The sequence below is a fragment of the Bradyrhizobium niftali genome (assembly GCF_004571025.1).
Lineage (GTDB): Bacteria > Pseudomonadota > Alphaproteobacteria > Rhizobiales > Xanthobacteraceae > Bradyrhizobium > Bradyrhizobium niftali.
In genome coordinates this window covers 1-17,862 of the sequence record NZ_SPQT01000059.1, presented here as the reverse complement: position 1 = coordinate 17,862, position 17,862 = coordinate 1, and the positions used below count along the sequence as shown (strand labels likewise).

15 protein-coding genes are annotated in these 17,862 nt (G+C 66.6%); 7 read left to right on the top strand and 8 right to left on the bottom strand.

Annotation, left to right across the window (positions count from 1 at the left end; genetic code table 11):
• The 3 genes from E4K65_RS44795 to E4K65_RS44785 form a co-directional block, all read right to left on the bottom strand.
• On the bottom strand, positions 1-212 hold a 212-nt coding region (locus tag E4K65_RS44795), incomplete at its 3' end, for a transposase (RefSeq protein WP_135179525.1).
• Between the two features lie 143 nt (positions 213-355).
• Positions 356-1,552: an acetate/propionate family kinase gene (locus tag E4K65_RS44790; RefSeq protein ID WP_135179524.1), complete on the bottom strand. Its 1,197-nt coding sequence runs from the start codon at positions 1,550-1,552 to the stop codon at positions 356-358.
• Positions 1,553-1,556: 4 nt separating this feature from the next.
• Positions 1,557-3,944 (bottom strand): phosphoketolase family protein, encoded by a 2,388-nt coding sequence (locus tag E4K65_RS44785; protein ID WP_167771669.1) that lies wholly within the window; start codon positions 3,942-3,944, stop codon positions 1,557-1,559.
• Positions 3,945-4,154: 210 nt separating this feature from the next.
• Here E4K65_RS44785 and E4K65_RS44780 point away from each other — a divergent pair, with 210 nt between their 5' ends.
• The 4 genes from E4K65_RS44780 (at position 4,155) to E4K65_RS44765 (ending at position 8,455) form a co-directional block, all read left to right on the top strand.
• The gene (locus tag E4K65_RS44780) at positions 4,155-5,318 is read left to right on the top strand and encodes a PA0069 family radical SAM protein (protein ID WP_135179522.1); all 1,164 of its coding nucleotides are present in this window, start codon (positions 4,155-4,157) and stop codon (positions 5,316-5,318) included.
• A 24-nt stretch (positions 5,319-5,342) separates the two neighbouring features.
• Positions 5,343-5,798, top strand: coding sequence for a VOC family protein (locus E4K65_RS44775; RefSeq protein ID WP_135179521.1), 456 nt, complete (start codon positions 5,343-5,345; stop codon positions 5,796-5,798).
• A gap of 77 nt (positions 5,799-5,875) precedes the next feature.
• Entirely contained in the window at positions 5,876-6,736 is an 861-nt protein-coding gene (gene rnhB, locus E4K65_RS44770; RefSeq protein ID WP_135179520.1) for a ribonuclease HII, read from the top strand.
• Positions 6,737-6,946: 210 nt separating this feature from the next.
• Positions 6,947-8,455 carry a glycosyltransferase family 39 protein gene (locus tag E4K65_RS44765; protein ID WP_135179519.1) on the top strand — a complete coding sequence of 503 codons (1,509 nt, stop codon included), beginning with the start codon at positions 6,947-6,949 and terminating at the stop codon, positions 8,453-8,455.
• 123 nt (positions 8,456-8,578) lie between these two features.
• On the opposite strand, the gene E4K65_RS44760 is transcribed toward E4K65_RS44765, so the two are convergent.
• Positions 8,579-9,388: a uracil-DNA glycosylase gene (locus E4K65_RS44760; RefSeq protein WP_135179518.1), complete on the bottom strand. Its 810-nt coding sequence runs from the start codon at positions 9,386-9,388 to the stop codon at positions 8,579-8,581.
• 136 nt (positions 9,389-9,524) lie between these two features.
• Between E4K65_RS44760 and E4K65_RS44755 the strand changes: the two genes are divergently transcribed.
• The 3 genes from E4K65_RS44755 (at position 9,525) to E4K65_RS44745 (ending at position 14,194) form a co-directional block, all read left to right on the top strand.
• Positions 9,525-11,186 carry an electron transfer flavoprotein-ubiquinone oxidoreductase gene (locus tag E4K65_RS44755; RefSeq protein WP_135179517.1) on the top strand — a complete coding sequence of 554 codons (1,662 nt, stop codon included), beginning with the start codon at positions 9,525-9,527 and terminating at the stop codon, positions 11,184-11,186.
• 298 nt (positions 11,187-11,484) lie between these two features.
• Positions 11,485-13,281, top strand: a complete 1,797-nt coding sequence (locus tag E4K65_RS44750; protein WP_027543620.1) for a tetratricopeptide repeat protein — start codon at positions 11,485-11,487, stop codon at positions 13,279-13,281.
• Between the two features lie 28 nt (positions 13,282-13,309).
• Positions 13,310-14,194 carry a 4-(cytidine 5'-diphospho)-2-C-methyl-D-erythritol kinase gene (locus E4K65_RS44745; RefSeq protein WP_167771668.1) on the top strand — a complete coding sequence of 295 codons (885 nt, stop codon included), beginning with the start codon at positions 13,310-13,312 and terminating at the stop codon, positions 14,192-14,194.
• Positions 14,195-14,301: 107 nt separating this feature from the next.
• Here E4K65_RS44745 and E4K65_RS44740 read toward each other — a convergent pair whose 3' ends face one another.
• From E4K65_RS44740 to E4K65_RS44725, 4 genes are read right to left on the bottom strand one after another with little or no spacing between them, the layout of a single operon-like run.
• Positions 14,302-15,180: an alpha/beta fold hydrolase gene (locus E4K65_RS44740; RefSeq protein WP_135179515.1), complete on the bottom strand. Its 879-nt coding sequence runs from the start codon at positions 15,178-15,180 to the stop codon at positions 14,302-14,304.
• A complete protein-coding gene (locus E4K65_RS44735) occupies positions 15,173-15,805 on the bottom strand; it encodes a LysE family translocator (protein ID WP_135179514.1) in 633 nt (210 codons plus the stop codon). Before E4K65_RS44735 ends, E4K65_RS44740 begins: the two co-directional genes overlap by 8 nt.
• Positions 15,806-15,849: 44 nt before the next feature.
• A complete protein-coding gene (gene fabF / locus E4K65_RS44730) occupies positions 15,850-17,112 on the bottom strand; it encodes a beta-ketoacyl-ACP synthase II (protein ID WP_135179513.1) in 1,263 nt (420 codons plus the stop codon).
• A 1-nt stretch (position 17,113) separates the two neighbouring features.
• Positions 17,114-17,629, bottom strand: a complete 516-nt coding sequence (locus E4K65_RS44725) for a winged helix-turn-helix transcriptional regulator (RefSeq protein WP_135179512.1) — start codon at positions 17,627-17,629, stop codon at positions 17,114-17,116.
• Positions 17,630-17,862 lie beyond the last annotated feature (233 nt).

Genomic DNA, 17,862 nt, shown 5'->3' with positions numbered 1-17,862 from the left:
TCCTTCGGCAAGGCTCGCCACTGGCAGCCGCTCGACAGAATATAGAAGATCGCCTGCACGATCTCGCGCAGATTAACCTCCCGCGGCCGGCCCAATCGCCGTCGCGGCGGCATCTTCCGGGCGATCAACGCCCACTCTGCATCGGTCAGATCACTTGTGTAACGCAGTCCACTGCGCTGATACTTGATACGAGCGGCTTTGGTCCACGGCATGGTGTCCTCCCTCGAATCTTTGCAAATCCGAAGGAATCACAGGCCCGCTAAAGCCGCTCACCTTTTTCGGTCAGGCTCTGAGGAGCCCGCCAACAGCGGGCGTCTCGAAGGATGGCCACGGCAAGACTGCCTGCCACGTTCTCTCAAATGCGATGGTCTAGCCGCAGCACCTCCGCGCAATGCCGCGCGATCGCTAGTTCCTCATTCGTTGGAATGACGAACACCTCGACGGGACTATCGCCGTCGCCGATCCGCTCGCGTCCCTCATCATTCGCGACGACATCAATGCGCACGCCGAGCCAGGCGAGGCGCTCGCCGATCGCGCTGCGGATCTCCTTCGCATGCTCGCCGATGCCGCCGGTGAAGACCAGGCAGTCCAGCCCGGCGAGCGTGGTCGCCATCATCGCGATCTCCTGCGCCGCACGGAAGACGAAGAGGTCGACTGCTTCCCGTGCTGCAGCCTCGCGGCTTGCGAGCAGCGTGCGCATGTCCGCGGAGAGGCCGGAAACGCCGAGCAGGCCTGACTCGTGATAGAGCAGGTGCTGGATATCCTCGACGGACATTCTCTCGTGCAGTTGCAGATAGAGCAGCACGCCGGGGTCGATCGTGCCGCTTCGCGTGCCCATCACGAGGCCGTCGAGCGGCGTCAGTCCCATCGTGGTGTCGACGCTGCGGCCGTTGCGGAGTGCGCAGAGGCTTGCGCCATTGCCGAGATGCGCGATGACGGTGCGCTTGGCGACCAGCTGCGGCGCGATTCCGGCGAGGCGGCCCGCGACATATTCGAACGACAGCCCGTGAAAGCCGTAGCGCCGGATGCCCTGCTGTTCATAGCGTCTCGGAATCGCGAATCGGCTCGCAGGCGGTGCAAGTCCGTGATGGAAGGCGGTGTCGAAGCAAGCGATCTGGGTCAGCGCGGGGCGGATCGCGGAGAGGGTGCGGATCGGCGCGAGGCAGCGCGGCTGGTGCAGCGGGGCCAGCGGCGTCAGCGCCTCCAGCTTCGCGTAGACATCGTCAGTCAATTCGACCGGACCTGAATGATCCGGCCCGCCGTGGACGATGCGGTGGCCGGCCGCGCGCAAGCTGTCTTGTCCGAACCTGTCGTCGATGAAGGCGAGCACGTCGGCGAACAGATGACCGCCATCGGCATCGGTCTCGTCCCGCCGCTTCTCGAACAGATCTTCGCCCGCAGCGCCTTTCACGACGAGCCGGGGCTTGGCCTCGTGCTCGTCGAGCAGGCCCTTGCAGAGCAGCGCAGGCTCGGCCGCCGAGATCTCGAACAGGCCGAACTTGATGCTCGAGGAGCCCGAGTTGAGGACGAGAACCGCCTCGAACGCCGGCATGGCCTCAGCCCGGCTTGCCCGGCCAGACCCAGTCGCGGATCTCGGGCATGTCCTCGCCGTGCTCGCGCACGTAACGTGAGTGTTCGATCAGCTTGTCGCGGAGCTGCTGCTTCACCTGCGCGGCCCTGGTCGCGAGACCCGGCACGCGTTCGATCGCCTCGATCGCGAGGTGGTAGCGGTCGAGCGCGTTGAGCACGACCATGTCGAACGGCGTCGTCGTGGTGCCTTCCTCGGCGAAGCCGCGCACATGCAGGCCGGCATGGTTGGTGCGGTTATAGGTCAGCCGGTGGATCAGGTGGGGATAGCCGTGATAGGCGAAGATCACCGGCTTGTCGCGCGTGAACAGGCCGTCGAAGTCGCGATGGGACAGGCCGTGCGGGTGCTGATCCTGCGGCTGCAGCGTCATCAGGTCGACGACGTTGACGACGCGGATCTTCAGATCCGGCAGCGCCTTGCGCAGGAGGTCGACGGCGGCAAGCGTCTCCAATGTCGGCACGTCGCCGGCACAGGCCATCACCACATCGGGCTCGGCGCCCGCGTCTTCCGTGCCCGCCCAGGTCCAGATGCCGATGCCGGCATCGCAATGCGTGGCGGCGTCCTGCATCGACAGCCATTGCGGCGCCGGCTGCTTGCCGGCGACGATCACGTTGATGCGGTTGTACGTCCGCAGGCAATGATCGGCGATCCACAGCAGCGTGTTGGCATCGGGCGGGAAGTAGATGCGGACGATGTCGGCCTTCTTGTTGGCGACGAGATCGACGAAGCCGGGATCCTGATGGCTGAAACCGTTATGGTCCTGGCGCCAGACATGCGAGGTCAGCAGGTAATTGAGCGAGGCGATCGGACGGCGCCATGGCAGGTGCCGCGTCACCTTCAGCCATTTGGCGTGCTGGTTGAACATGGAATCCACGATGTGGATGAAGGCCTCGTAGCAGGAGAAGAAGCCGTGGCGGCCGGTGAGCAGATAGCCTTCGAGCCAGCCTTGGCAGAGATGCTCGCTCAACACCTCCATCACGCGGCCGTCCTGCGCGAGATGCACGTCGTAGGGTTCGGTCGGTTCCATCCAGACCCGTTCGGTCGCTTCGAACACCGCGTCGAGACGGTTTGACGCCGTCTCGTCCGGACCCATGATGCGGAAATTGCGCTCTTGCGCATTGAGCCGGATGACGTCGCGCAAGAATTTGCCGAGCTCGCGCGTCGCTTCTCCCGTGACGGCACCGGGCTGCGGCACTTCGACGGCAAAGCTGCGATAGTCCGGCAGTTTCAGCTCCTTCTTCAACACTCCGCCATTGGCATGCGGATTGGCGCCCATGCAGCGATTGCCCTCGGGCGCCAGCGCCTGGAGCTCGGCGACGAGCGCGCCGCTCGCGTCGAACAGTTTCTCCGGCTCGTAGCTGCGCATCCAGTCTTCGAGCACCTTCAGATGCGCCGGGTTCTCGCGGCAGCTTGCGACCGGCACCTGATGCGCGCGCCAGAAACCTTCGACCTTCTTGCCGTCAACTTCCTTCGGTCCGGTCCAGCCCTTCGGGCTGCGCAGCACGATCATCGGCCAGCGGGGTCGCTCGACGCTTCTACGCCCGTCGCGGGCGTGCTGCTGGATCGAGCGGATGCTGGCGAATGCGACGTCGAGCGCATCCGCCATGATCCGGTGCATCAATCTGGGATCATCGCCCTCGACGAACAGCGGCTCATGGCCGAACCCGTGGAACAGATCGCGGATCTCGCGGTCAGACATCCGCCCGAGCACGGTCGGGTTCGCGATCTTGTAGCCGTTGAGATGCAGGATCGGCAGCACCGCGCCGTCATGGGTGGGATTCAGGAACTTGTTCGAATGCCAGGAGGCCGCGAGCGGGCCGGTCTCGGCCTCGCCGTCGCCGACGACGCAGGCGACGATCAGGTCGGGATTGTCCAGCGCCGCGCCGTAGGCATGCACCAGCGCGTAGCCGAGCTCGCCGCCTTCATGGATCGAGCCCGGCGTCTCCGGCGCCGCGTGGCTCGGAATGCCACCGGGGAAGGAGAACTGCCTGAACAGCTTGCGCAATCCGTCCTTATCGCGCGCGATGTCGGGATAGATCTCGCTGTAGCTGCCCTCGAGATAGGTGTTGGCGACCATGCCCGGCCCGCCATGACCGGGACCGCAGACATAGAGCACGTTGATATCAAGTGCGCGGATGACGCGGTTGAGATGGGCGTAGATGAAGTTCAAACCCGGCGTTGTGCCCCAATGGCCGAGCAAACGCGGCTTGATGTGCTCGGGCCGCAACGGCTCGCGCAGCAGGGGGTTGTCGAGCAGGTAGATCTGCCCGACGGAGAGGTAGTTGGCGGCGCGCCAATAGCGATCGAGGAGATCGAGGTCGCTGCTCACGGCGGCCGATTGTTGTTGATTTGTCATGTTCCTGCCGACCTTCACCCGGGATCGTCACCAACTGAGTTCCGGCGCGATCGATCCTTGGCGGCATCAAACGGGATCGTGGTGAGGGCGGTGTTGCGTGAGGTCAAAGGCGGGCGCCCGAAGTTTGGGCGGTCCTACTGTGCATGGGGTTGTTTTCACGTTTTTTGTTCATGTTCTTGATTTGTTCTTTCGACGTGCTATCTTGGCTTCATGAGTCCAGCATCCTCTCATGCTCTCAAGCACCCGCCGGTCACGGCGCCCTCCGAGCCGGCGGGTGCGCCTTCTGATTTCCCCGAGCTCGCTGTCGCCATAGACAAGCAGCGCAGGCGAGGGCGGGGCGCGCAATCCAACGCCAGCGGCCGCTATGAGGCCGAGGCGCGCGTCGCCTTCGACGATGGCTGGCAGAGCCTGGAAGAGCTGCCGCCATTCAAGACCACGGTCGCGGTCGACACCTCGCGCAAGGTGATCACCCGCAACGATTCCCCCGATATCGGGTTCGACCGCTCGATCAATCCCTATCGCGGCTGCGAGCACGGCTGTGTCTACTGCTTCGCGCGGCCGACCCATGCCTATCTCGGCCTGTCGCCGGGGCTCGACTTCGAGACCAAACTGTTCGTCAAGCCGGAGGCCCCGGAGCTGCTCGAGAAGGAGCTCGCAGCAGCAGGCTATGAGCCGCGGATGATCGCGATCGGCACCAACACCGATCCCTACCAGCCGATCGAGCGCGAGCGCAAAATCATGCGCGGCATCCTGGAGGTGCTGGAGCGTGCCGGTCATCCCGTCGGCATCGTCACCAAATCGGCGCTGGTGATGCGTGACATCGACATTCTCGCGCGCATGGCCAAGCGCAACCTCGCCAAGGTCGCGATCTCGGTGACCTCGCTCGATCCGAAGCTGGCGCGCACCATGGAGCCGCGCGCCTCGACGCCGCCGAAGCGGCTGGAGGCGCTGAAGCAGCTCTCCGACGCCGGCATTCCCACCACCGTGATGGTCGCGCCCGTGATCCCCGCGCTGAACGATTCCGAGATCGAGCGCATTCTCGATGCGGCCGCCCATGCCGGCGTCAAGGAAGCCTCCTACGTGCTGCTGCGGCTGCCGCTGGAGGTGCGCGATCTCTTCCGCGAATGGCTGATGGCGAACTATCCGGACCGCTATCGCCACGTCTTCACGCTGATCCGCGACATGCGCGGCGGGCGCGACTACGACGCGAAATGGGGCGAGCGGATGAAGGGCACCGGCCCGATGGCCTGGACCATCGGCCGCCGCTTCGAGATCGCCTGCGAGAGGCTCGGGCTCAACAAGCGTCGTGCAAGACTGACGATGGATCACTTTGCGCGGCCGAAGCGGAACGGCGATCAGCTCAGCCTGTTCTAGGAGCCGGGGCGAACGAGGTGTGTCATGCGTAAGGAACTGCCGCCCCCGGTGCCGCGGCTCACCGTCATCACGCTCGGCGTGAGCGACATCCGCGCCAGCATCGCGTTCTATGATGCCCTCGGCTTTTCGCGCCGGCTGAAGGCGACCGGCGAGGCCGTTGCCTTCTACGATACCGGCGGTCCGGTGCTTGCCCTGTTTCACTGGGATCAGCTCGCGGCCGACGCGGCCTTGCCTGATAAGCCGAGGCCGACGACCTTCCGCGGCATCACGCTCGCCTGGAACTGCCGCGCGCGTGAGGAGGTCGATGCGGTGCTGGCCTTCGCCGTCGGCAAAGGAGCCGTCTTGCTGAAGGCCGCGCATGAGACCGACTACGGCGGCTATTCCGGCTATTTCGCCGACCCCGACGGCCATCCCTGGGAAGTCGTGGTCGCGCCGGGCATCGAGGTCGGTGAGGACCGGCGGGTGCATCTGGCCGAGTAGGGCCGCCGGCCTGAATAACGGGAATTGCGAGGGGTTCCCGGTTGCGCTGGGCAGGCCGCTTGCGCACGATCCCGGCCATGATTCGGGACAAGTCCGCCAAGACATCGGCCAAAGCTGCGCCCAGGAAGGACGCTGCGAACAAGGCAGCACCTGCAAAGGCTGGAAAGGCTTCGGCAGCCAAGCCTTCGACCGGCAAGAGCGCGGGCGCGAAAGGCGTTATCGCCGTCGCGCCGCCGAGCTTCCGCCGCGAGCGCGCGCTGATCAAGCGCGGCATCTGGCCGGTCGCCGGCTGCGACGAGGCTGGCCGCGGGCCGCTCGCAGGTCCCGTGGTGGCGGCCGCAGTGATTCTCGACCCCGACCGCATTCCGCGCGGCATCGACGATTCCAAGCGCCTGACGGCGGAGCAGCGCGAGAAGCTGTTCGACAAGATCTGCGCCACAGCGCAGGTCTCAGTCGCGGTCGCCTCGCCCGCCCGGATTGATCGCGACAACATCCTGCGCGCCTCGCTGTGGGCGCTGAAGCGTGCCGTGGTGGCGCTGCCCGAGCAGCCCCGCCACGTCTTCGTCGACGGCCGCGACCGGCTCGATACGGCATGCGACTGCGAGGCCGTGATCGGCGGCGACGGCATCGTGCTGTCGATCGCGGCGGCCTCGATCGTCGCCAAGGTGACGCGCGACCGGCTGATGTGCGCGCTGGCGCAGGACTGCCCGGGCTACGGCTTCGAGCAGCACAAGGGCTACGCCGTCCCCGAGCATCTCGACGCGCTGAACCGCCTCGGCCCGACCGTCCACCACCGCAGCTTCTTCGCCCCCGTCGCCGCCGCCCGCGCCAAGCACATGCCCTGGACGGTGGAGCCGGTGCAGGACCTGTTTTCGGTGACCGAGGTCGAGGTGCAGGTGGAAGCCCGAATCGCGATCGACGCGTCGGCGAATCTCTAGGGTCTAGTCCCGCCGGTCTCCACATCGTCATGGCCGGGCTTGACCCGGCCATCCACGTCTTGCCCGTGACACGAAAGAACGTGGATGCCCGGGACAAGCCCGGGCATGACGAGCAGAGGGTCGTTGCCACGACGCGCAGCGCCCTTTATCAAAACAGATGTGAGCGAATAGGGCCGGCTGGACGGGTTGGCTGCATCTTTCGGGCGTTGCATGCGGTTTACCTCCCTGGTCATCGAGCTCATTCGCGCCCGGCCGCGGCTGATCGTGTGGATCGCCGTGCTGCTCCAGGCCGCGATGTGGCTGTTCGTGGCGCTGGTGTTCTATCGCAGCCCGCCCGGCACCCTTGCGACCCTCTTGGCCTTCGGCCGGGAATACCAGGTCGGTACCGATCTCGGCCCGCCGCTGCCGGTCTGGCTCGCCGACATCGCCTATCGCGCCGCCGGCGGCCACATGTTCGGCGTCTATGTCCTCGCCCAGCTCTGCGAGGTCGCGACCTTCATCGCGCTCTATCATCTCTCCCGCGCCGTGGTCGGCTCACAGCAGGCCGTGCTCGCCGTGCTGCTGACCATGACGGTGCTGGCCTTCTCCTCGCCCGCGCTCGATTTCGGCCCGCTGGTGCTGGCGCGGCCGCTGTGGGCGCTGCTGCTGCTGCATTCCTGGCAGATCATCGGCCAGGGCCGCGGCAACGCCTGGTTCGCCTGGTCGATCGAGGCCGGCCTGTTGCTGCTGACGACGCCCGCGGCGGTCTTTCTGCTCCTGCTGCTCGTCGTCTTCGCGGTCGCGACCGCCGGCGGCCGCCGCACGCTGCGCGCGCTCGATCCGCTGTTCGCGCTGATCGTCGTCGCCGTGCTGGCGCTGCCCTATGCGGTCTGGCTGATGCGCGCCGAGACGCTTGTCCTACCGACCCTGCCTGAGGTCGCCGAGCTGAACGCCCGCGCGTTGCATGCGGCCTGGCTGCTCGGCGGGCTCGTGCTCGGGGCCGCGGCGATCCCGGCGCTGACCTTTCTCAATAGCGGCCTGTTCGTCGCCAAGGGCGAGGAGGCGCCGATCATCTACCGTCCGCCGGTCGAGCCGCTCGCACGCAATTTCGTCTATTTCTTCGCGCTGGCGCCTGCGCTCGGCGCGGTCCTGATCTCCGGCCTGCTCGGGCTCGATGCCGTCGTCGGTGGCGCCGGCGTCGTGCTGGTGATGTCGGGGCTCGCCGTGGTCGTGGTAGCCGGCGACCTCATCGCGATGCGCCGCGCGCGGATGCTGCGGATGGTGTGGGCCGCCGCCGTCGTGGCGCCCGCCGCCGGCGTCGTGCTCGCCGTGCTGTTCCTGCCCTGGACCGGCGCCAACGAGATTGCGACCTCGATGCCGGCGCGCGCGATCTCGGACTTCTTCGACGACAGCTTTGCCCGCCGCACCAATCATCGCCTGCGCGCGGTGGCCGGCGAGACCCAGCTCGCGAGCCTGATCGCGCTGCATTCCGGCCGGCCGCATCTCTTCATCGATGCCGAGCCCGCGCGCACGCCATGGATCAATCAGGCCAAGTTCAGCGAGACCGGTGGCGTCGTGGTCTGGCGCGCCTCCGACACCGCCGGAACGCCCCCGCCGGACATCCTCAAACGCTTTCCCGGCATCGTGCCGGAAGTGCCGCGCGCCTTCGAATGGCTGGTGACCGGCCGCCAGCAGCTGCTGCGGATCGGCTGGGCCATCGTGCGGCCGAAGGGGACGTAGGCGGCTCCCGCGCTCTCTCCGTTCGTCATTGCGAGCGCAGCGAAGCAATCCAGAGTCTCTCCGCGGTGACAGTCTGGATTGCTTCGCTGCGCTCGCAATGACGGGGATAGGGCGTTCTGCCCCTCACGCGGCCGCCAGAACCTTCGCGATCGCCCGCAGATCCTGCCAGGCCAGCCGCTTGTAGGACGGCGAGCGGAGCAGATAGGCCGGATGAAACGTCGGCAGCGCGCGGATGGTGCGCGCACCGGTCTCGTAATCGAACCAGCGGCCGCGGGTGCGCATGATGCCCTCGCGCGTTCCGAGCAGCGTCTGCGTCGAGGGATTGCCGAGCGTCACCAGCACGTCGGGGTTCACCAGCTCGATCTGGCGCTGGATGAAGGGCAGGCACACTTGCGTCTCCTGCGGTGTCGGCGTGCGGTTGCCGGGCGGGCGCCACGGAATCACGTTGGCGATGTAGGCCGTGGTGCGGTTGAGCCCGATCGCGCCGATCATGAGGTCAAGCAGCTTGCCGCTGCGCCCGACGAAGGGCAGTCCCTCGATGTCCTCGTCGCGGCCCGGCGCCTCGCCGACGAACATGATGCGCGCCTGCGGATTGCCGTCGGCGAACACCAGCCTTGTTGCGGTGTGCTTCAGCGCGCAGCCCTCGAAGCCCTGCATCAACTCACGCAAGGCTTCCAGCGTCGGCGCGGTACGCGCAGCCTCGCGTGCCGAGGCGATCGCGACGTCGGGGGCGGGTGCGGCCTCGCCGCGGATCACCGTGGGCGCAGCGGCCGGCCGCGGCGCCTCGACCGGCGCTGCTGCGCGCGGGACCGGAGGCGGGGCGTCCATTTCCGCCAGGCGGTCTATCGGCTCCTCCGCGAGCGCGCAGTCGACACCGGCCTCCAGATAGAAGGCGAGAAGCTCTCGGACGGTGGGGGCGGGTTCGGGGATCATGGGAAAGTCAGACTTTTTATATCAGTTCGGGGCGCCTTGCATCCCACCGGAACGCATTTCCGTGGTTGTCCTACCCGGAAAAATCGGAAACAAGAGGGCGCAAACGACCGAGGACCGTCTCAAGGGCTGAGATCAGATGAGCACCGAAGAACTTCCCCCGCGCGAATCCATGGAATTCGACGTCGTCATCGTCGGCGCCGGCCCCTCGGGCCTGTCGGCCGCGATCCGGCTGAAGCAGCTCAACGCCGATCTCAACGTCGTCGTGGTGGAGAAGGGCTCCGAGGTCGGTGCGCATATTCTCTCCGGCGCTGTGATCGACCCGGCCGGGCTCGACAAGCTCGTTCCCGACTGGCGCGAGGATTCCGACTGTCCGCTGAAGACGCAGGTCAAGGACGACCGCTTCTACTGGATGACGGCCGGCGGCGCGATCAAGCTGCCGAACTTCATGATGCCGCCGCTGATGGACAACCATCACTGCTACATCGGCTCGCTCGGCAATGTCTGCCGCTGGCTGGCGCGCAAGGCCGAGGCGCTCGGCGTCGAGATCTATCCGGGCTTCGCCGCGGCCGAGGTGCTCTATGACGAAGAAGGCAGGGTCAGGGGCATTGCCACCGGCGACATGGGCGTCGGCCGCGACGGCAAGCCGAAGGACTCCTTTACCCGTGGCATGGAATTGCTCGGCAAGTACACGTTGTTTGCCGAAGGCGCCCGCGGCAGCCTGACCAAGCAGCTCATCGCGAAGTTCGCGCTCGACTCCAAGAGCGAGCCGGCGAAGTTCGGCATCGGCCTGAAGGAAGTTTGGCAGATCGATCCCGCCAAGCACCAGAAGGGCTTGATCCAGCATTCGTTCGGCTGGCCGCTCGACCTGAAGACCGGTGGTGGCTCGTTCCTCTATCACTACGACGACAATCTCGTCGCCGTCGGTTTCGTCGTGCATCTGAACTACGATGATCCCTATCTGTCGCCGTTCGACGAGTTCCAGCGCTTCAAGACCCATCCGTCGATCCGCGGCACCTTCGAAGGCGCCAAGCGGCTCGCCTATGGCGCGCGCGCCATCACCGAGGGCGGCTACCAGTCGGTGCCGAAACTGAGCTTCCCCGGTGGCGCGCTGATCGGCTGCGCGGCCGGCTTCGTCAACGTCCCGCGCATCAAGGGCGTGCACAATGCGATGGGCACCGGCATGCTCGCCGCCGAGCATGTCGCAGCGGCGCTTGCGGCCGATCGCGCCAATGACGAGATCGTCGAGTACGAGAACGCGTGGCGTTCCTCCTCCGTGGGCAAGGATCTGTTCCTGGTCCGCAACGTCAAGCCGCTGTGGTCGAAGTTCGGCACCGTGCTCGGCGTCGCGCTCGGCGGCTTCGACATGTGGTGCAACACGCTGTTCGGCGCCTCGCTGTTCGGCACCCAGTCGCATTCCAAGCCCGATCGCGCGACGCTCGATCCGGCCAAGAGCCACGCGCCGAAGAACTACCCCAAGCCGGACGGCAAGATCTCGTTCGACAAGCTGTCGTCGGTATTCCTGTCCAACACCAATCACGAGGAGGACCAGCCGGTCCATCTCAGGGTTGCCGACATGAACCTCCAGAAGACCTCCGAGCACGACGTGTTCGCCGGTCCCTCGAATCGCTATTGCCCCGCCGGCGTCTACGAATGGGTCGAGGAGGGCGCCGGCCCGCGCTTCCAGATCAACGCCCAGAACTGCGTCCACTGCAAAACCTGCGACGTGAAGGACCCCAACGGCAACATCACCTGGGTTCCCCCGGAGGGCGGCGGCGGCCCGAACTACGAGGCGATGTAAAGGCGGGCCAATCAGCGCGGACCTGGTCACAAACGGTGATCTGCCGCACGTTCGCGTGAGAACCGGGCCGCGGCCACCTGTCGCGGCCACGATAAGGCCATAGTGGCGGCGTCTTGGGGCGCTCTTGTCCGATTTGGGGCGTTCGGAGGCGATCGCCCGGTCCGAATCCTTGCGGTAAACCGCCAAAAGCGGCATTGTCCGACCCGACGGTTCCGGGTCACGATGCCACCGGCCGCGTTCGCATGCGAGACGGCTTTCTGCTGCGAACCCAGGCACTACCAACTCAAGGCGAGCCCTGATGTTTTCAATTCGTTTCAACCGCTGGACTGTTGCCGCCATCGCCCTCATGGGCACAGCGATCGCGACGGTCCCCGGCAGGGTCCTGGCGCAGACGCCGGATCACCCGTCCGATACGGCGGCGCAGTTTCCGACCCGGAACGATCTGAAGTCGCTCACGACCTCCGGCAGCTATCTCGCCGCCCGCCACGCCAGCGTCGAGCGCGACGCGGCCTCGGCCGCCGCCTTCTACCGCTCGGCGCTCCGCACCGATCCGAAGAACAACGAGCTGCTCGACCGTGCCTTCATCTCCTCGGTCGCCGACGGCGACATCGACGAGGCGGTCAAGCTCGCCGAGCGCATCCTCACCATCGACAAGACCAACCGCGTCGCGCGCCTCGTCGTCGGCGTGCATGATCTGAAGCTGAAGAAGTACGCGACCGCGCAGACCAACATCAACCAGTCGATCCGCGGCCCCATTACCGATCTCGTCGCCACGCTGCTGTCGGGCTGGGCGGCCTATGGCGCCGGCGATTCCAAGGGTGCTGTCGCCACCATCGACAAGCTGGCCGGTCCGGAATGGTATCCGCTGTTCAAGGATCTCCACGCCGGCATGATCCTCGAGCTCGCCGGCAAGGAGAAGGACGCCGGCACGCGCTTCGAACGCGCCTACAAGCTCGACGATTCCATGCTGCGCGTCACCGAGGCCTATGCGCGCTGGCTGTCGCGCAACAAGGATTCCGCCGCCGCGACCACCGTCTACCAGGCCTTCGACAAGAAGCTCGCCCGCCATCCGCTGATCGTGGAAGGCCTGCGCGACACCAAGGCCGGCAAGAAGCTGCCGCCGCTGGTCGATTCCGCGCAGGCCGGCGCTGCCGAGGCGCTCTACGGCATCGGCGCGACGCTGACCCGCCGCGGCGGCGAGGACCTGGCACTGGTCTATCTCCAGCTCTCGCTCTACCTCCAGCCGACCCATCCGCTGGCGCTGCTCTCGCTCGCCGATCTCTATGAATCGGTGAAGCGGCCGCAGATGGCGATCAAGGTCTATGAGCGCGTGCCGTCGACCTCGCCGCTGAAGCGCAACGCGCAGATCCAGCTCGCCATCGATCTGGATTCCGCCGACCGCACCGACGAGGCGATCAAGATCCTCAAGGGCGTCACCACTGAGGATTCCAAGGATCTCGAAGCCATCATGGCGCTCGGCAACATCGAGCGCGGCCGCAAGAAGTTCGGCGACTGCGGCGCGACCTATTCGCAGGGCGTCGACGTGCTGCCGGCCGGCAACGACAAGGCCAACAGCGTCTGGTACTATTATCGCGGCATCTGCGAGGAGCGCTCCAAGCAGTGGGGCAAGGCCGAGGCCGACATGAAGAAGGCGCTCGAGCTGCAGCCCGACCAGCCGCATGTCCTCAACTATCTCGGCTATTCCTGGATCGACCAGGGCGTGAATCTCGACGAAGGCATGAAGATGATCAAGCGCGCCGTCGAGCAGCGTCCCGACGACGGCTACATCGTCGACTCGCTTGGCTGGGCTTACTACCGCATCGGCAACTACGAAGAGGCGGTGAAGAACCTCGAGCGCGCGATCGATCTGAAGCCCGAGGATCCCACCATCAACGATCACCTTGGCGATGCCTATTGGCGCGTCGGCCGCACGCTGGAAGCCAAATTCCAGTGGTCGCACGCCCGCGATCTCAAGCCCGAGCCGGACGAGCTTCCGAAGATCGAGGCCAAGATCGCCAACGGCCTGACCGACGACAATTCGAACTCTTCGGCCGCGCAGGCGGAGAAGAAGAAGGACGACGGCAAGGGCGGCTAAGCTGAGTGAAGTTGGGGGCGTGTCGCCGATGCCGGCGTTGATTGAAGAGGGGCGCGCGAAGGTCAATCTGAGCCTTCGCGTGGTCGGCCGTCGTGCCGACGGTTATCATGATCTCGAAAGCGTGGTCGCCTTCGCCGACTGCGCCGATCGTTTGACGCTGGAGCCGGGCGGCGAGCTGAAGCTCGCCACCACCGGGCCGCTGGCCGCAGCGTGCGGCGATACCGCGGACAATCTCGTGTTCAAGGCGGCCAAGCTTCTGGCCGACGCCGTGCCGAACCTGAAGCTGGGCGCCTTTGCGCTCGACAAGGTGCTGCCCGTCGCGGCCGGCATCGGCGGCGGCTCGGCGGATGCAGCGGCAGCGCTGCGCCTGCTGGCGCGGCTCAACAACCTGTCGCTCGATGATCCCCGCCTCCAGAAGGTCGCGCTCGCAACCGGCGCCGACGTGCCGGTGTGCCTGCTCTCGCGCGCCTGCGACATGACCGGCGTCGGCGAGCAGCTGCTGCCGCTCGCGCTGCCGAGCATGCCCTGCGTGATGGTCAATCCGCGCGTGCCGGTGGCGACCAAGGACGTGTTCCAGGCGCTGGGCCTGCGCAACGGCGAGCTGCTGGTCGGCGCCACCTCCGTCCTCGGAGCTCCGGCCTGGCCGGAGGAGGGCGCCTCGATCGCCGACTGGGTCGAAGTACTCGAAACCGTCGCCAACGACCTCGAAGCCCCCGCGATGCGCATCGAACCTGTTATCGGCGAGGTGCTGGAGGCGCTTCGTGACTCCGCCGGCGTCAAGCTCGCCCGCATGTCCGGCTCGGGCGCGACCTGCTTTGCGATCTATGGCGCGCCAACCGAGGCCCATGCTGCTGCGGAAAAGATCCGGCGCGATCACCCCGGCTGGTGGGTGCATGCGGGGACGTTGAGCTAGATATTTCCCCGACGACGATGCGTAGCCCGGATGAGCGTAGCGACATCCGGGATTCGTGCTTGCGGCTTCCCGCATGTCGCTGCGCTCATGCGGGCTACGAGGCTGGGCTAGCCGCTGCAATCCTCAGGCAGCCCGAGAAACCGTCGGATCTCACCCAACACCTCTTGCGGCTTGTCATGCTGCAGCCAGTGCCCCGCGCCGGCGATGGTCTCGACGCGCGCCTGCGGGAAGTAGCGCGCCAGGCCTGCGGCCCTGGCACCCGCCAGAAAGCTTTCGCCGGCATTCAGCAGCAGCGTCGGGCAGGCGATGCGCGACCAGAGTTCGACGTGATCGTCCGGCCAGAGCCGGTGCGGCGCGGAGGCGCGCTGGTAGGGATCGAACTTCCAGCTATAGGTACCGTCCGCGTTCTGCCGCGCGCCGTGCGTCGCAAGATGCAGCGCGAGGTCGCGCGACAGCCGCTTGTTGTGAAGCACCATCTGCGCGGCGGCATCCTCGAGGGTCGAATAGCGGCGCGGCGTGCGGTCGTGCAGCTTGTCGAGCTGGCCGACCCATTTGTCGATGCGCTCATGCGCCGGCGGCTTTGGTGCATCCGGCAGCATGGTCACGCCGTCGAGAACGACCAGCTTCGTGACCTGCTCGGGGAATGATCCCGAGAAGATCAGGCTCACCATGCCGCCCATCGAATGGCCGATGAGAGTCACTTGAGGCGCTGCGACGCTGCGGACCAGTTGGGCGAGATCGTACACATATTCCGTCAGCGCGTAGCTGCCGCCCTTGGTCCAGTCGGAATCGCCGTGTCCGCGCAGGTCGGGCGCCAGCACGTGAAAATGCGGTTGCAGCGATCTGGCGATGACGTCCCAGCTGCGGCAATGATCGCGTCCGCCATGGACCAGGATAAGGGGCGGCGCGCCCTCGTTGCCCCAATCGGCATAATGCAGCCGCAGGCCGTGAGACTCGTAGAAGCGGCTTTGCGGGGCGCTAGCCATTTGCCGGCCGCCGCGCCAGCGCGAGCGAGAGGCCGAGGCCCGCGATGAAGACGCCGGAGCCCTGGGTGAGGCGTCGCATCAGATGCGGCCGTCCGATCAGTTGCGTGCGCGTCGCGGACGCCATCAGCACCACGACGACATCGGCGAGCGTGTTCAGCGTCACCGAGATCGCGCCGAGCACGATGAATTGCAGCGTGGGGTTCGCTCCCGCGGGATCGAGGAATTGCGGAATGAAGGCGAGGAAGAACGCGGCGGTCTTCGGGTTCAGCGCCTCGACCAGCACGCCGTCGCGGAACGCGCGCTTGTCGCCGGTGGGCGCGCTCTCCAGCGACAGCGTACGGCTCGCGCTGCGAAAAGTCTTGATGCCGAGCCAGACCAGATAGAGCGCGCCGACGAATTTGACGGCGGCAAACAGCTCGGCGCTGGCGAGAATGATGGCGGAGATACCGAGACTGCCGGCCACCACATGAACCAGCCCGCCGAGCGCCGTGCCCGCGGTCGAGGCAAAGCCACTGCCGCGCCCCTCGGACAATGTCCGCGCCGCGACATAGAAGATGCCGGGGCCTGGAATGGCGGCAATGAGAGATGCCGCGGCAAGGAACAGCCAGAAATTCGTGTCGGTCATCCTGCTGTCGTAGCGATGCGTGGGGCGATTGCAAGGCCTGTCGTTTAGTCCATCCGGCGGAAGATCACGCTGGCATTCACTCCGCCGAAGCCAAATCCGTTGGAGATGGCGTGCCGTATCTGCATCGGACGCGGGCTACCTGAGACGATGTCGATGCCGTCTGCGCCGGGATCGGGGTTTTCGAAATTGAGCGTCGGCGGCGCGACCTGGTCGCGCAAGGCGAGGATGGTGAAGATCGCCTCGAGTCCGCCGGCGGCGCCGAGCAGATGGCCGGTAGCTGATTTCGTCGCGCTCACCGCGATGCTGCGGCTGCGGCCGAACAGCGCGCCGATCGCGCCAAGCTCGCTGTCGTCACCGGCCGGCGTCGACGTCGCATGCGCGTTCAAGTGCTGCAATTCGCCGGGCTCCAGCCGCGCCTGCCGCAGCCCGATCTCCATCGCGCGGCGCGCGCCGTCGCCATCGGGTGGCCCCGACGTCATGTGGTAGGCATCCGCCGTGGTGCCGTATCCGACGATCTCCGCGATCGGCGTGGCGCCGCGCGCCAGCGCATGCTCGAGCGCCTCGACGACCAGGATGCCGGCGCCTTCGCCCATGACGAAGCCGTCGCGGTCGCGATCGAACGGGCGCGAGGCGCGCCTCGGCTCCTCGTTGAAGGAGCTCGACAGTGCGCGCGCCGCCGCGAAGCCGCCGAGGCTGACGATGTCGATGCAGGCCTCGGCGCCGCCGCAGATCGCAACATCGGCCTCGCCGGCGCGGATCATCCGCGCGGCATCGCCGATCGCCTGGACGCTGGCAGCACAGGCGGTGACCGGCGTCCCCAGCGGTCCCTTGTAGCCGTATTTGATCGAGACGTGGCCGGCGGCCAGATTGGCGAGAAACGAGGGGATCGTGAATGGCGAGAGCCGGCGCACGCCGCGCTGCTCGGTGATGCGCACCGCTTCCGCCATCGCCGGAAAGCCGCCGACGCCGGAGCCGATGATTGTCGCGGTCCGTTCCAGCGCGTTCGCGTCCTGTGGTGTCCATCCGGCCTGCGCGACCGCTTCCGCGGTGGCGAGCAGCGCGAACAGGATGAAGCGGTCCATCTTGCGCTGGTCTTTTGGTGCGGCGGCCTGCGCCGGGTCGAAGCCGCCGTCGGCATCGCCGGCCTTGTCGGGCACGAGCCCCGCGATGCGCGCGGGCAGCGCCTGCGCCCATTCGGGCAGGGGGCGCAGCCCACTTTGACCGGCGAGCAGCCGGCGCCAGGACAGTTCGACACCGCAGGCGAGCGGCGACACCGCGCCCATTCCCGTCACGACGATACGACGCATGTCAGTCTCCGGCCGGCGCAACGGCCGGGTTCATGGCCTTGAGCGAGGCGATCCGTTTGCGCATCCCGCGGCTGGCGCCCGGGCCGGCGATGATGACCGCATTGTCGAGCGTGATCGGCTGCATGTCGGCGGCATCGACCACGACAGGATCGAACGGATGACGATCGGCCCGGCTTGCCAGCAGAATGGCTTCGCCCTTCGGCGCGAGATGCCTGTTGCCCCAGGCGAGCAGCGCCGCGACCACGGGGAAGAAATCCCGCGCCTTGTCCGTCAGCACATATTCGTAACGCGGCGGCCGCTCATGATAGCGGCGGCGGACGAACATGCCTGACGCAGTGAGATGGGCCAGGCGCCGCGACAGGATGTTCGGCGCGATCCCGAGATTTTGCGAGAACTCGTCGAAGCGCGTCGCGCCCTGGAACGCGTCCCGCAGGATCAAAATGCTCCACCATTCGCCGACCGTCTCCACGGCGCGGCCGACCGGGCATTCCAGAATGGAGGCGGATTTGGGCTGCATGGCGGGAACGTAGGAGAGTCACTTGCAAAATGCAAGTGACACGGAAATGCGCCAGGGGCGCAGACAAGCACGCCGCGAGATGGCGCGACGGTCCTTTGCGAGATGTGAGGAAGCCGGCAGCTGGACCGCTCTCGTGCCCCGGACGCAGCGCAGCGTTATCCGGCGATGCCAAGCATCGTCCGGGACAGGAGAGTGAGCGGTGGAGCTGCACCTTGCTCCGTCATTGCGAGCGC

What these genes read in the sequence shown, in the direction of transcription:
- E4K65_RS44790 (WP_135179524.1), bottom strand. Translation starts at nt 1,552, where the DNA reads ATGCCGGCGTTCGAGGCGGTTCTCGTCCTCAACTCGGGCTCCTCGAGC.
- E4K65_RS44785 (WP_167771669.1), bottom strand. Translation starts at nt 3,944, where the DNA reads ATGACAAATCAACAACAATCGGCCGCCGTGAGCAGCGACCTCGATCTC.
- E4K65_RS44780 (WP_135179522.1), top strand. Translation starts at nt 4,155, where the DNA reads ATGAGTCCAGCATCCTCTCATGCTCTCAAGCACCCGCCGGTCACGGCG.
- E4K65_RS44775 (WP_135179521.1), top strand. Translation starts at nt 5,343, where the DNA reads ATGCGTAAGGAACTGCCGCCCCCGGTGCCGCGGCTCACCGTCATCACG.
- rnhB (WP_135179520.1), top strand. Translation starts at nt 5,876, where the DNA reads ATGATTCGGGACAAGTCCGCCAAGACATCGGCCAAAGCTGCGCCCAGG.
- E4K65_RS44765 (WP_135179519.1), top strand. Translation starts at nt 6,947, where the DNA reads ATGCGGTTTACCTCCCTGGTCATCGAGCTCATTCGCGCCCGGCCGCGG.
- E4K65_RS44760 (WP_135179518.1), bottom strand. Translation starts at nt 9,388, where the DNA reads ATGATCCCCGAACCCGCCCCCACCGTCCGAGAGCTTCTCGCCTTCTAT.
- E4K65_RS44755 (WP_135179517.1), top strand. Translation starts at nt 9,525, where the DNA reads ATGAGCACCGAAGAACTTCCCCCGCGCGAATCCATGGAATTCGACGTC.
- E4K65_RS44750 (WP_027543620.1), top strand. Translation starts at nt 11,485, where the DNA reads ATGTTTTCAATTCGTTTCAACCGCTGGACTGTTGCCGCCATCGCCCTC.
- E4K65_RS44745 (WP_167771668.1), top strand. Translation starts at nt 13,310, where the DNA reads ATGCCGGCGTTGATTGAAGAGGGGCGCGCGAAGGTCAATCTGAGCCTT.
- E4K65_RS44740 (WP_135179515.1), bottom strand. Translation starts at nt 15,180, where the DNA reads ATGGCTAGCGCCCCGCAAAGCCGCTTCTACGAGTCTCACGGCCTGCGG.
- E4K65_RS44735 (WP_135179514.1), bottom strand. Translation starts at nt 15,805, where the DNA reads ATGACCGACACGAATTTCTGGCTGTTCCTTGCCGCGGCATCTCTCATT.
- fabF (WP_135179513.1), bottom strand. Translation starts at nt 17,112, where the DNA reads ATGCGTCGTATCGTCGTGACGGGAATGGGCGCGGTGTCGCCGCTCGCC.
- E4K65_RS44725 (WP_135179512.1), bottom strand. Translation starts at nt 17,629, where the DNA reads ATGCAGCCCAAATCCGCCTCCATTCTGGAATGCCCGGTCGGCCGCGCC.